The sequence below is a fragment of the Brassicibacter mesophilus genome, assembly GCF_050433385.1.
Taxonomy (GTDB): domain Bacteria; phylum Bacillota; class Clostridia; order Tissierellales; family Proteiniboraceae; genus Brassicibacter; species Brassicibacter mesophilus.
Genome location: NZ_JBNPXI010000014.1, coordinates 53,897 through 67,824 on the forward strand (window position 1 = coordinate 53,897; position 13,928 = coordinate 67,824).

Annotated in this window: 17 protein-coding genes; all 17 read left to right on the top strand. The window is 32.6% G+C overall.

Annotated elements, in window-relative coordinates:
- Nucleotides 1-10 precede the first annotated feature (10 nt).
- The 17 genes from HNR33_RS14465 (at nt 11) to HNR33_RS14545 (ending at nt 13,928) form a co-directional block, all read left to right on the top strand.
- Entirely contained in the window at nt 11-1,228 is a 1,218-nt protein-coding gene (locus tag HNR33_RS14465; protein WP_429084591.1) for a phage portal protein, read from the top strand.
- A complete protein-coding gene (locus HNR33_RS14470; protein WP_429084593.1) occupies nt 1,218-1,811 on the top strand; it encodes an HK97 family phage prohead protease in 594 nt (197 codons plus the stop codon). The genes HNR33_RS14465 and HNR33_RS14470 overlap by 11 nt, the downstream gene beginning before the upstream one ends.
- A gap of 2 nt (nt 1,812-1,813) precedes the next feature.
- Entirely contained in the window at nt 1,814-2,980 is a 1,167-nt protein-coding gene (locus HNR33_RS14475; RefSeq protein WP_429084595.1) for a phage major capsid protein, read from the top strand.
- A gap of 11 nt (nt 2,981-2,991) precedes the next feature.
- Nucleotides 2,992-3,180 (top strand): hypothetical protein, encoded by a 189-nt coding sequence (locus tag HNR33_RS14480; protein WP_429084597.1) that lies wholly within the window; start codon nt 2,992-2,994, stop codon nt 3,178-3,180.
- The gene (locus HNR33_RS14485) at nt 3,152-3,469 is read left to right on the top strand and encodes a head-tail connector protein (protein ID WP_429084599.1); all 318 of its coding nucleotides are present in this window, start codon (nt 3,152-3,154) and stop codon (nt 3,467-3,469) included. Before HNR33_RS14480 ends, HNR33_RS14485 begins: the two co-directional genes overlap by 29 nt.
- Before the next feature lie 8 nt (nt 3,470-3,477).
- Nucleotides 3,478-3,816: a phage head closure protein gene (locus HNR33_RS14490; protein ID WP_429084601.1), complete on the top strand. Its 339-nt coding sequence runs from the start codon at nt 3,478-3,480 to the stop codon at nt 3,814-3,816.
- Nucleotides 3,816-4,013, top strand: coding sequence for a hypothetical protein (locus HNR33_RS14495; RefSeq protein ID WP_429084603.1), 198 nt, complete (start codon nt 3,816-3,818; stop codon nt 4,011-4,013). Before HNR33_RS14490 ends, HNR33_RS14495 begins: the two co-directional genes overlap by 1 nt.
- Nucleotides 4,006-4,470 (top strand): HK97 gp10 family phage protein, encoded by a 465-nt coding sequence (locus HNR33_RS14500; protein WP_429084604.1) that lies wholly within the window; start codon nt 4,006-4,008, stop codon nt 4,468-4,470. The genes HNR33_RS14495 and HNR33_RS14500 overlap by 8 nt, the downstream gene beginning before the upstream one ends.
- Nucleotides 4,470-4,877, top strand: a complete 408-nt coding sequence (gene gp17, locus HNR33_RS14505) for a tail completion protein gp17 (RefSeq protein WP_429084606.1) — start codon at nt 4,470-4,472, stop codon at nt 4,875-4,877. Before HNR33_RS14500 ends, gp17 begins: the two co-directional genes overlap by 1 nt.
- Before the next feature lie 15 nt (nt 4,878-4,892).
- On the top strand, nt 4,893-5,309 hold the full coding sequence (locus HNR33_RS14510; RefSeq protein ID WP_429084712.1) for a phage tail tube protein: 417 nt from the start codon (nt 4,893-4,895) through the stop codon (nt 5,307-5,309).
- A gap of 49 nt (nt 5,310-5,358) precedes the next feature.
- Nucleotides 5,359-5,715, top strand: coding sequence for a hypothetical protein (locus HNR33_RS14515; protein WP_429084608.1), 357 nt, complete (start codon nt 5,359-5,361; stop codon nt 5,713-5,715).
- Nucleotides 5,716-5,786: 71 nt separating this feature from the next.
- A complete protein-coding gene (locus HNR33_RS14520) occupies nt 5,787-6,020 on the top strand; it encodes a hypothetical protein (RefSeq protein ID WP_429084610.1) in 234 nt (77 codons plus the stop codon).
- 59 nt (nt 6,021-6,079) lie between these two features.
- Complete coding sequence (locus HNR33_RS14525) at nt 6,080-6,697, top strand: DUF4352 domain-containing protein (protein ID WP_429084612.1); 618 nt, start codon at nt 6,080-6,082, stop codon at nt 6,695-6,697.
- Nucleotides 6,698-6,756: 59 nt separating this feature from the next.
- Nucleotides 6,757-9,252, top strand: coding sequence for a phage tail protein (locus tag HNR33_RS14530; RefSeq protein ID WP_429084614.1), 2,496 nt, complete (start codon nt 6,757-6,759; stop codon nt 9,250-9,252).
- A 10-nt stretch (nt 9,253-9,262) separates the two neighbouring features.
- Nucleotides 9,263-9,613 carry a DUF6711 family protein gene (locus HNR33_RS14535; protein WP_429084616.1) on the top strand — a complete coding sequence of 117 codons (351 nt, stop codon included), beginning with the start codon at nt 9,263-9,265 and terminating at the stop codon, nt 9,611-9,613.
- An 11-nt stretch (nt 9,614-9,624) separates the two neighbouring features.
- Nucleotides 9,625-11,838 (top strand): hypothetical protein, encoded by a 2,214-nt coding sequence (locus HNR33_RS14540; RefSeq protein WP_429084618.1) that lies wholly within the window; start codon nt 9,625-9,627, stop codon nt 11,836-11,838.
- Nucleotides 11,839-11,870: 32 nt separating this feature from the next.
- Nucleotides 11,871-13,928, top strand: coding sequence for a phage head spike fiber domain-containing protein (locus HNR33_RS14545; RefSeq protein WP_429084619.1), 2,058 nt, complete (start codon nt 11,871-11,873; stop codon nt 13,926-13,928).

The following is a 13,928-nucleotide window of genomic DNA, read 5'->3' on the forward strand; positions in this document are numbered from 1 at the left end:
TGGTGATAAATTGAGATGGCCATGGCAAAAAGAAGAAAGAGCTGATGAAGTAACTCCTAACATTGATTCTGCACTTTTACAAGCTCTATTAGGAACTACAACAGTAACTAAAAAAGAAGCCTTGAATATACCTAGTTTAAAAAGTTGTATTAATTTTATAGCTGATACAGTATCAATGTTACCTATTAAGCTTTATAAGGACAATAATGGAAAGGCTGAGGAGGTTAAAGGCGATGTAAGAGTAACATTATTAAATGATGATACAAAAGACACTTTAGATGCAGTACAATTTTGGAGAGCATTAATAACAGATTATTTTTTAGGAAAAGGTGGTTATGCTTACATAAATAAGAGCTTTAACAATGTTGCAAGCTTACATTATGTAGATGAAACCTATGTGTCAACCATTAAAAATACTGACCCTATTTACAAATCATACAAAATATTAGTAAATGGACAAAACTATTGGCCCCACGATTTTATAAAAATATTAAGGAATACTAAAGATGGAGCAGAAGGTATTAGCATCATAGAAGAACATAACCTAATACTAAGTGTTGCCTATAATTCATTAATTTTTGAAGAAACTCTAGTGAAGAAAGGTGGAAACAAAAAAGGTTTTGTTAAATCACCTAAAAAATTAACTCAAGAGGCTATGGACAAATTGAAGGAAGCCTGGAGACAGTTATACAGTAATAACACTGAAAATGTTGTTATACTTAATGAAGGACTTGACTTTCAAGAAGCTTCAAATACAAGTGTAGAAATGCAGTTAAATGAGAATAAAGAGACTAATTCAGCTGAAATATGCAAGATAATTAATATTCCTGAGAATATTATAAGAGGTACAGCTACATCACAAGAATATACAAATGGTTTTAAAATGGGTGTAATGCCAGTGTTAAGAACAATAGAATGTGCTTTAAATAGAGACTTGCTTCTTGAAAAAGAGAAAAAGTCTTTTTATTTTGCATATGATACTAAAGAAATGCTAAAAGGTGATATAAGAGAGAGATTTGAAGCATACAAGACAGCTATTGATGCTAATTTCATGCAAATAGATGAAGTTAGATACATGGAAGATCTTCCAGCACTTGGACTTGATTGGATTAAGCTAGGGCTTGATTCTGTGTTATATAATCCTAAGACTAAGGAAGTTTACACACCTAACACAGATAGGTCAAACAAAATAGACGATTTGAAAGGTGGTGATAATGTTGAGGATTGAAATTCGTAATGATTCCGTATTACTAGATGGCTATGTAAATGCAGTTGATAGAGACTCTAAACCAATTATAACAGCTAGAGGAAAATGTGTAGAAAGGATTGAGCCTAGAGCGTTTCAAAAAGCTTTAGAAAGAGCAGAAAATGTTGACTTATTATTAAATCATAATAAGGATAGAAAATTAGGCTCTATTAAAGAAGGTAACTTAGAATTATTTGAAGATAACATAGGATTAAGAGCAATTTGCACAGTGACAGATTCGGAAGTGATACAAAAAGCAAAAGAAAAAAAGCTGAAAGGTTGGTCTTTTGGCATGTTTGCTAACAAAGATAGAATTGAAGAAAGATCTGATAGCATACCAAGGAGATATGTAGAGGATTTAGACTTATTTGAAGTCTCTATTATTGACAATAGAATGTCACCTTGCTACATAGGAACATCTATTGAACAGAGGGCAGATAAAGAAGTGATAACAGAACAAAGAGGTGATGTATTTCATGCTGTAACAGTCGATGAAACATCAAAGCAAACTATTGATTATTCAGAATATGAAAACAAAATTAAACAATTAAAAGGAGATGAGTAGATATGATTAAAAGAATACCTGAATTTAGAGCAGATATTAAGACTTTACAAGAGCAAAGAAATGAAAAAGTAACAGAAATGCAATCTATAATTGAAGGTGCAAAAGCAGAAACAAGAGCAATGTCAGAAGAAGAAATGACAAATTTTAAGAAACTTGAAAAGGAAATTGAGAGTATTGATGCAACTATTGCAGCAGAAGCAAGAGCAAAAGGGCTAGAAATTATCGAAGATGTTAAGAAAAATTCAACATCTGAAGAAAGAGCAGTTGCAGAGGAAAGAGCTTTTGCAAATTATATTCGTGGAATAGTAGAAGAAAGAGCAGACGTTAACTTAACAGCTGGTGATAATGGAGCAGTTATTCCATCATCAATAGCAAACAAAATTATTAAGAAGGTATATGATATATCTCCTATATATCAGTTAGCAACTAGATACAATGTAGGCGGAACATTAAATATTCCTTACTATGATGAAGAAACTCAAAGTATTACAATGGCTTATGCTACAGAGTTTCAAGACCTAGAATCTACATCAGGTAAATTTACTAGCATTGAATTAAAAGGATTCTTAGCTGGTGCATTAAGCAAAGTATCTAAGTCATTAATTAACAATTCACAATTTGCTATAGTTCCATTTGTAATAAACGCAATGGCTGAGTCAATTGCTAGATGGATTGAAAAAGAATTACTAAATGGTACTACTGATAAAGTATTAGGACTTTCTACAGTAACACAAAGTGTAACAGCAGCAAGTGCAACAGCTATTACAACAGATGAATTAATAGATCTACAGGAAAGTATTCCAGATGTTTATCAAGGCCCTGCAATTTGGATTATGAATAAGGCTACTAGAACTGCAATCAGAAAATTAAAAGACAATGATGGTAATTACATCTTAAATAAAGATGCTACTTCAAGATGGGGATACACTTTATTTGGAAAAGATGTTTATACATCTGATAACATGTCATTAATGGCAGCAGGAAAAACAGCAATTTACTATGGAGATATGAGTGGCTTAGCTGTTAAACTATCTGAGAATGTAAATATTGAGGTACTTAGAGAAAAATTTGCAACACAACATGCTATTGGTGTAGTTGGTTGGATGGAATTTGACTCTAAGGTTGAAAATGCACAGAAAATTGCTAAATTAGTAATGGCAACAGTTTAGGAGTTGATTAGATGTTAGTACGAGCAAAAATAAGTTTTGCTGGTGCTTTTTCTATGTATAAAGGTGAGGTTAAGGAGTGCAACGATAAGGTTGTACTCCAAGACCTTCTAAAAGCTGACTATGTAGAAGAAGTAGAGCAAGAAAAAGCCACTAAGAAAGGTGGTAAAAAGAATGAAGGTAAGCGAAATAACGGTAAATAATATTGCTGAATATTTAAGACTTGAAACTGGAGAATATAACGAGTTAGAATTAGCAAACTTATTAAATGTGGCTAAGAAATTCATTTCAGAATATACTGGAATACCAATTACAACAGAAGATACCACGATAAAAACACTTGATGATTATGAGGATTTCTATATTGTAGTTATGATTTTGTGCCAAGATATGCACGATAATAGAGCTTTATACGATTCTAAAGTAAATGAAGAGAATTTAAATATGGTCGTAAAAACAATATTAGGCATGCATTCGAAAAATTTACTGTAGGTGATGTTATGAATCCAGGTAGATTAAATCAAAGAATAAAGATATATAAGACTGGCACAGGATATGATGATTATGGAGAGCCACTTGACACAAAAACACAGGTTGACACAAAAACACAGGTTCATGATTGTTGGGCGAGCATAAAAAATAAAAGCGGTACAGAACAATTTCAAGCTAGTACACCTTTTGCTAAAGTAGTGACAAGTTTTTTAATACGTTACACTAAAAAAGTTATAGATACTACAATGAAAATCGATTTTAAAGGCGAAATTTATAATATTATATATGTAGACAACTACAACTTTAGTAATCAGTGGATAGAGATTACTGCTGAGAAGGTGATGTAATGGCGAAATTACCAAAGTATATGAAGCTAAAATATTTAGGTGACTTAAAATTTAATGTAAGAATTAAAAAATGGGGAATACCGATTATTGTATTTAAAGCTATGAAAAATTTTGAATTAAAGTGGCATCAATGGTTTTTGTATCCTTACTTCTGTATTAAATTCTATAGAGGTTTTGCGAGTGGTAATAATGGCTAAAGTAAAATTCAAAATAGAGGGTATGAAAGAACTGCAAAAATCCATGAAAAAACTAGGACAAGTGCCACAAAAGCATGTAACAAGTTCATCTAGAAAAGGTATGAATATCTCGCTGAAAGACAGTAAAGCAAATGCACCTTACGATACTGGACAACTTAAAAAAGGTATTGTATTAAAAGGTGAAAAAGCTAGAGTTAAAGGAAAGAAAGTCTATAGAGTAGTATTTGATAGAGCTATGAATGATGTATTCCAAAAGAAAAGCGCTGAAGGTAAGGTAACAGGCTATTATCCAGTATCACAAGAGTATGGGTTCTTTGCGAAAAATGGGAGATATATTCCCGGTTATAGATTTATATCTGACAGTTTAACTGACAATGTAAGTAAAATAGAAAAAACAATAGTAAGTGAAATGAAAAAGAAAATAGATGCAGAGATTGCGAAGGGTGGGTTGAAGTGATGGAAACCGCTCTAAGATTTGAGTTAAAAAATAATATATCTGAATTGGCAGCAACTACAAAGCCAGATGGAACAGTGGAAGAGCATATATTCCCTACAAATGCACCAGAAGGAGTGTCGAAACCTTATTTAGTTTATACAAGGATTACTACTAGAAAGACTAAAACACTTGAAGGATACACAGATAAAGAAGCTTTAAGTTATATGTTTTCAATTATGGCAAATAAATATAGTGAAATGAAGTCCTTGACTAAAAAAGTTGAGGATTTATTAATTTCTATGCCTAAGACAAGCATAGGAACACAACAGATTTACATTGAGGATTTAGACATTAATAATATTACAGAGCAGTATGAGCATGAAATGGGAGTCAATAGAGGGATTATTGACTTTACTATTTATTATTAAGGAGAGTGAATGTTGATGGCAAAAAGAGCATTAGGTACTAAGCTACAAATAGGAACTACAACTCCTGTAACGGTAGCAGGTTTAACAAGTATTGGAGGACTAGAACTTTCTGCAGATACAATAGATGTAACTACTTTGGATTCTAATGGTGGATATAGAGAGTTTATAGCAGGATTTAAGGATGCAGGAGAAGTTTCTTTAGAAGGTTACTTAGAGACTGAAACAGGCAAGGGACAAAAAGAACTATATGACTTGTTCGAGAGTGGAGCAACAGAAGCTTTTATAATTCAATTTCCTGCTGAAACTAATACTAAGTGGGAATTCAATGGTGTAGTAACAGGATTTTCTACATCAGCAGATTTAGAGGATCCATTAGGATTTTCAGCTACAATAAAGGTGTCAGGCGCACCAACTTTAACAGTAACACCATAGGCTAAGATACTATCCTAGCCTTTTTATTTTTATATTGGGAGGAATAATTATGTCAGATAAAAATGATGTTGTAATAATTAAGTTAGATAGACCAAGAATGTTATGGTTTGGTCATAGAGCATTGAAAACTTTAACTGCAATGACAGGTAAAGGCATGGATGATTTTGTCGAGATGGATGATATAAACTTTGAAGATATAGAAAAAATAATGTACTGTGGCTTACTAACTGATGCTAAAAATAACAATGAAGCTTTAAAGCTTGAAGATATGGAAGAACTATTAGACTTAGTTCCTTTTGGGAAGTTAATAGAATATATAGAAAAAGCATTTGCTGCAGCATTTGGAAATTTTGGTGAACAGGAAAAAAACGATCAGAGGATTGCAGCACAGAAGAAAAAGAAGTAAGTAAATGGAATTGGGAGGAATCTCTTAAAGCTGCAATCCATATAGGAATAAGCATAAGTGAATATGACGATATGACACCATATCAACTTAATTTAGCAGTACAAGAGTATGCTAAAAAGAAAGAATCAGAAAGCAAAGAAAGTATTTATCAAGCTTATTTGATTTCTAGATGGGTATGGCAAAAGAAAATTGACATAGAAAAAATATTAGAAATAAAGAGAGAAAAGAAAGTAATGACGGATAAGCAAATGATAGAACAAGCTAAGGTCTTGAATGCAATGTTTGGTGGTAAAGTTAAGACTTGAAATTATTAGAAATATTTTGTAATATAGAGATGAATAATATTTCTAAGGGGGAATTTATTATGGGAGCATATGGCTCACCTGATTCATCCAATAAATCACCAGAAAAACCAAAAAAGCCATTCTATAAAAGGTGGTGGTTTATTGTCATTGTAGTAATTATAGCAATAAGTATAATAGGTGGTAGAGGAGAAGATAAGCCTAAAGTTTCAGAAGATTCACAGTCGAAGCAGGTAGTATCTGAAAATAAACCTGCTGAAGAAAAGACGCCTGAAGAACCTGAGTTTTTTAAATTAGGCGAAACAGTAGAGACAAATAAGATAAAAGCTACTATATCAGATATAGAAAAGCCTAAAGGAAATGATTTTATTAGGCCAGCAGATGGAAAAGAATTTGTATTATTAAATGTAACTATTGAAAATATATCATCTGAGGAAATTAATATTAGTTCGATGCTAAGCTTTAATGCCTATACAGATGATGAATCTATGAATGAAAGCTTATCAGCGCAAACGGCAAAAGAAGGTACAAAAACTTTAGATGGAACAATAGCAGCTGGCAAAAAATTAACTGGAATATTAGGTTATGAAGTACCAAGGGATTGGAAGAAAATAGAAGTACATTTTACACCAGATGCTTGGGATGATATAACAATTAAATGGATAATAGAAAATAAATAATTTAAAGCACTTACTTATGTAGGTGCTTTTTTCATGCTCACATAAGGTGGTGAGAACATTTGGCAAAGAGTAACTTTATAGTACGTGGTGGAGCAAACTTTAGTGGACTTTACAATGAATTCAATAAAGCACAAAAACGTATGAATGGATTTAAATCTACCATGATAAAAAGTATAAAAGGCTTAGGATTAGCTTTAAGTGGCATAGCTATAGCAAGAGGAGTTAAAAACAGTACAAAGGCAGCTATGCAAGTAGAGAGCTCTATAACGCAACTTGGTAGAACTATGGGCAATAATGCAAATGAATTTGAAAATTGGGCAAAAACACAGGCTAAATCTTACGGAATGGCTAGGGAAGAGGCTTTTAAATATGGTGCTACTTATAGCAATTTAATTAGTACTTTTAGTAAAGGAACTGAAGAAACAACTAAACGTACAACGGAATTATTAAAGGCTAGTGCAGTGGTCGCAAGTGCTACAGGAAGAACTATGGAAGATACTATGGAGAGAATTAGATCTGGTCTTTTAGGAAATACAGAAGCTATTGAGGATTTAGGAATAAACGTTAATGTGGCAATGATTGAAAGCACAGAGGCATTTAAACAATTCGCAAGAGGTCGAAGTTGGCAACAACTTAACTTCCAAACACAGCAACAGATAAGGCTCATGACAATACTAGAACAAGCTAACACTAAATATGGGAATAGTCTAGCAGGAACAACAGCAACTAAGCAAATGATGTTTATAGCAACCTTAAAAAACGTAAGGCTTAACTTAGGACAGGCTTTTTTACCAATATACAATGTAGTACTTCCTATTCTTACTACATTGGCAAGTAAACTAGAATACGTAACAAATGTTTTAGCAGCATTTTCACAGGCTTTATTTGGTACAGCTAGAGCACAACAGCAAGTTAAAGCTACACAGCAACAAGCTAGTGCAGTTACAGAGTTAGGAGATGCAACAGAAAAAGCAGGTAAGCAAGCAAAAGGTGCATTAGGAAATTTCGACGAAATAAACCAAATAGGTGGTAAGAATGAAAGTGGTGCAGGAACTGATAGTATTATTGGTGGTACTAGTGGTCTAGAAATGAGTGGAATTGAAAGTACACCTTTAGTAAATAGCATGAATGAAGTGACTAACAAAGCCAAGGAAATGGCTGAAAAAGTTAAAACTGCATTTACTAATATGAAAAATGCTATAGTAGAGAATAAAAATATAATTATTCCTGCAGTGACTGCTATTGGTGGAGCTATTGCAGGAGTTTTTTTATACAATAATCTACCCGTTGCAATCGCAAGTGTTGCAAGTGCATTCACTAAACTTGGAGGTGTCATTAAAGGTGCGTGGGTGTTTTTAGCATCAAATCCTATACTACTAGTTGTAGCTGCAATAGGAGCATTGATTGGTGCTTTAATAGGTGCATATAAAAGCAATGAAAACTTTAAAAATGGAGTAGATAATCTTTGGGATAGGATAAAAACTGCACTATCTCCTGTATTACAAAAGCTTGGAGAAACAATGATGTGGCTATGGCAAAATGTTACTGTGCCTTTTGCACAAGTTTTAATTACGATGTTTGCACGTTCTTTTGAAATTAGTAAACAAGCTGGTATTTGGCTATTGAATAATGCACTAAAACCTTTAGGTAACTTTTTGCTATGGTTATGGAATTCTGTATTAGTTCCTGTTGGAAGGATACTTATAGATGTTTTGGCGGTCGCATTTAGAACTGTTTCAGATGTAGCAATTATACTTTGGCAAAATGTATTAGTGCCTTTAGGAAGTTTTATAGGAACTGTGTTTATAGAAATAATAAAAGCAGTAAGAGATATATTCCTTGTTTGGTGGAATAATGTTTTAGTACCATTAGGAATGTTTATATCAAGTATATTTAAGCCAATTATTGAATCCTTAGTAAAGGTATTTGAGTTTTTATGGATGAATGTATTAAAACCTTTAGCTAATTACATGGCAGGGAATTTTAAAACTACATTCAATACTGTTACTAAGGGGATAGGCGATGTAATAAATGGATTAAAAATTACCTTTGGAGGTTTAATAAATTTCATTACAGGCGTATTTACAGGCGATTGGCGTAGAGCTTGGGAAGGAGTAAAAAACATATTCAAAGGTATATTTGATAGCTTATTCGGAATAGTTAAAGTCCCTTTGAATCTAATCATAGATGCTATAAACAAAGTTATAGGTGGATTAAACAAATTAAATATAAAAGTTCCTGATTGGGTGCCTGGATTTGGTGGCAGATCGTGGGGAATTAATATTTCTAAAATACCTAAACTAGCACGTGGAAGTATAATAGATAGCCCTACTTTAGCTATGGTAGGAGAAGCAGGAAAAGAAGCAGTAATGCCTTTAGAAAATAACACAGGATGGATAAATGATCTAGCTAATCAAATAGCAAGTGTTATTGGTGGAAGTCAAGGCAATATAAGTTTACTTATTAAAATAGGCGAAGACACAATAACAGAAAAGGTTATTAGTAATATTAACAGACAGAATAGAATAAGTGGGAAAACTGTAATACAAGTATAGGAGGTGCAGAATGGCTATATTAAATATTGATGGTGTAGACTTACCTGCACCTTCATCTATGAAAATTCCTCAATCTGACTTAGATTCGAGTGACACAAATAGAAATGAACTAGGGTTCTTACAAAGAGACAGAATTAGGCAAGGCATTTACAAGATAGAACTTGAATGGAAAGCAATTACAGATACAAAACTAAATACTATTCTAGATGCAGTAGAGCCTGCAAGTATACAGGTTACATTTCCTTTTTCAAAAGGATTTTTAACAAAAACTATGTATGCAGGAGATAGAAATATAGAAATAGCATTATACAGAGAAAATGACATACGTTGGAATATAAGTTTTAGTTTAACTGAATATTAGGTGGTGGATATATGTATCCAGTATCGGAATTATACAAGAGTAAAATTAAAGAATTAAATAGATTTTTTAAGATAGTTATAGAGATACAGCACTCGCAAGGAGTGCTAATTTTATCTGATAAAGACATAGTTGGTGGAACTTTAATATATAATGAAAGTTCGCAATCAGGCGAAGAATTCACAGTAGGTGCTACAGTTGCATCTACTATAGAATTTGAAATATTAAATAAGCCTGAGTATGAAAACATAAGCTTTATGGGTGCTACTGTAATAGCAACAGTAGGATTAGAGACTATACAAGGCATGAATTTAACATTTGAAGATTTAAAACAATATACATTTGAAGAATTAAAGCAATTTACATTTGGACAGTTAGCACAAGACATATATGAGTATGTACCTTTAGGACGATTTAATATAGATGAACCTTTAAGACAAAGAAACACTATTAAACTTAAAGCAATAGACAATATGATAGAACTAGAAAAACCTTATAAATTATCAAATCTAGGTTATCCAGCTACTTTATATCAAATATATGTAGATGCTTGTAATATGTGTGACGTACAAGTTGGTACAACTAGCTTTCCTAACATGGACTATGTAGTGCAAGAAAAATCGCAAGATCTTAGTTTTAGAGATATTATTGGTTATATAGCAGAACTTTCAGGAACATTTGCAAGGTTCAACAGGACGGGATCTTTAGAGTTTGTCTGGTATAAAAATAGCGGAATCATCCTAGAACCTTCAAACAGATTCAATTTCAAAGCAAGTGATGATTTAGTACAAATTAAAGGAGTAATGACAACCGTTGATGATACAACATACCTTGCAGGAAGTGACGAATATGTTGTTGATTTAAGTGAAAATCCTTTATTGCAAGGTAACTATGAAACTGTATTACCTAATATTTTAAATAATATAAAAGATACTGTATTTGTGCCGTTTGAAAGTTCGTGGCAAGGTAATCCAGCTATGCAAGCAGGAGATATAATTGTGCAGACAGATAGAGATGGTAATATATATAATACTTTGATTACGCATAGCACTTACAAATACAGAGGTGCTAGTACATTAATTGCTAAAGGGTTACCTGCTATTTCAAAAAGTTATAAAGGTTCTACGAACAAGAAAATTGCAGAAATTAAGAGATTAACAAAAGAATTAGAAAAAGATACAGCAGATAAACTAACAACATTAGAACAAGCACAACTTAATGCTACACAGCTTATTGCTAGTATGCTAGGTGGTTACGCTATACGAGGTACAGATGCTTTTTATGTAGCTGATAGTCCAGACTTAGCACAAGCACAAAAGGTATGGAAATGGGGTATAGGTGGTTTTGGTTACAGCTCTACTGGTGTTGATGGACCATACACTGCTGCTATAACAGCAGATGGCAGTATAGTTGCTATGTTAGTTGCTGCTAATATTATAACAGCTAATATGATTAATACAGGGTTACTTAGAAGTGTAGATGGCTCTACATGGATAAACTTAGATGATGGTACGTTTAGCTTTAAAAATGTACTTAAATTTGAAGATAATAAGCTAATATTAGATTCCCCGGATATACCTACAAAAAGTGACTTGGAGGAATATGCTCCTAAAGTTTCACCAGATGGGCTAGTAGAAATTAGTCCTTCAAAAGGTTTTTTAGTTTATAAAGATGCTACAAAACAAGAATTTGCACAGCTCTATGATGGTGGAGCTTATAGGGTAGCTATAGATACAAGTACAGGGCAAGAGGTTAAAAGAGAGTATTTCTACGAAAGGGCATTGATTACCGTCGGCGAATGGGGATATGATTTTAGACAGGGAGACGACGGCCAACCTGAACCAACAGAAGCTGAAGTTATACAAGATTTAAACTGTAAATATTTTGTTCAACTTACAGATGACTTTAAAAATAAGCCATTTAAGATAAAAGTAAATACAACAAGTGATGAATTACAATTTTTTGACATTCCAAATTATCAAAATTATTTAGATAAAGTGTTCACAAAAAAAATGATAATAAAAATAGAAGATACTCAAGGTAATGTTTGGGATGGTAAAGATAGTTCAACTATGCCTACTTTAATTAAAACAAATGCAAATTTTTATATTACAGGATATGTTTATTATGAAGGAGAGAACTTAGTAGACATGGGTGGTGGGATTCAAGCCTATGTATGGTCTTTAGTGGCCACTAAATTTAAAATGGATTTAGATATAACAGCATAACGTATATAAAGGATTACGAAAGGAGTGATAAAATGCAATACACACCGAACTTAAATCTAAAAAAGCCAGATTATGGGGACATTGCAGATATACCAAGCATTGTTACTAACAACATGGATATACTCGATACAAAGATAACAGATATAGAAAAAGCAAAATATTTAACAATAGGACCAACAACCTCAGACAAAATAACGCTAAATAACAGTGTTAAGGGGCAAGTTAACGTAGATTTTAGTGGAAATAGTAGAATAAATATACTCACAGAGAATCAAGCAAATGTCGAATATGGCTTGGAGGGTATTAATTCGGCTGGCTCAACTTTATCTGTAACTACTAACGAAAAAGCTTTCGGATTTCAGTCATTAAAAGTAGTTACAGATGGAAGTGCTGGCAATGAAGGATTCTTTTTATCATCTGTAAGTGCATTGCCAAATAAGACTTATACTGCATCTGCATATTTAAAAGGTAGTGGAACAGTAAAACTAGAATTATCGCAAAGAGACTCAAGTGATACTGCAATATCTAGCGGCACACAAATTGTTACATTAACATCAACATGGCAAAAGGTTTCTGTGACTTTTAATTTTGGAATAAATGGTGTAAAAGCAAGATTACTAGTTAGAACAGATTTAGCACAATCAATTACATTTTACGCTGACGGCATGATGATAGAGGAATCTGATACAGTTAAACCGTTCATCACAGGTGTTAAATCTACAGTTATGGCACAAAAATTGACGAGCGTTGGGAAGAATATATTTGATGAATCTAATTCTATCTATAGTGACACAGGAAGAATACGTGCTACATGGAACGGTAAAAAAATTGTGTTGAATAATTCTATAAATACAGCGAATCGTGCTGAAGCTAGATATACAATGTTTTTTCAAAATGGAGAAACATATATAGCAAAAAAATTTAATGAAAATATTATAAACGGATCAGCAGTTTTAGTTCAACTTACAAACGTTGGGGAAACTTTAATAGCACAGGCTATATCGCCCAATGTACCTTTTGTATTTAGTTTACCAAGTGGATATTATGATATATCATTTTATACAAACGCAGGTAGTTTACAAAATATTGAACTTAATGTAGTTTTATATATGGACTCTACAGCAATATTATACGAACCCTACAAATCCGATAAAACATACATTTTATGTACAAATTCTGAAACAGGGGAAATAGAAGAAGCTAGAAGCGTTCCAAATGGTACAAGAGATAGATTGTATTATAGCAATGGGAAATATTATTCTGAGAAGAATACAGAAAAAGTAATTTTAGACGGTAATTTAACATGGACGGGATTATATACATTCACTAATACTTATAGAATGTATTTGGATAATTATTGTATCGCTAATAATATGAAGCAAAGCATAGATAATAGTGGTATTGGTTATTGTAGTGATGGAAATTTTGGTGTTTTAGCAAATGCAGATTTAGATAAAAGAAATATCAGTATGGGATATACAACCTCAAATGGTAGGTTGTACATTAATATCGAAAAAGCAAAAGTTGATGCAATGACAGGAATAGATATTCCTGCTAAATTTAAAGCGTACTTAAATCAATATCCAATCACACTAAATTATCAGTATTCGGAGGATGCAGTTAAAACTTATAATCTTAGTACTAGTCCACTTACTTGTTATGAAAATGGTACAGTAATATTTGAAAAGGTAATTCCAGAAGTGACAGTATCTTATGATAGTGCAACTGGATGTAGCGTGACTCATACTGAATATCCTATACATTTTATAGATTTTATTAGAAAAGTAAATAAACTAGATGGTAGCTATATTGAACTGGATAAGAGCAAAGCAGTAATTGCAGCAAACAAACTAAGTTTTACTCATTCTGACCTAGTTGAAGGAGATTTGGTTGATTGGGATTACTATTATCCACCAGAGTTAAGTACAGATGGAGAGAAAACAGTAACATATCCTATCAATGCAGCTGCAGCATTGCAAGGTGCTCTAGAAATGATTACTCAAATGAGTAAGGACTATCAGGAATATAAGCAAAGAACAGATGCACATTTATTAGACATAGAAGCTCGTTTAGCTTTATCAGGAATATAA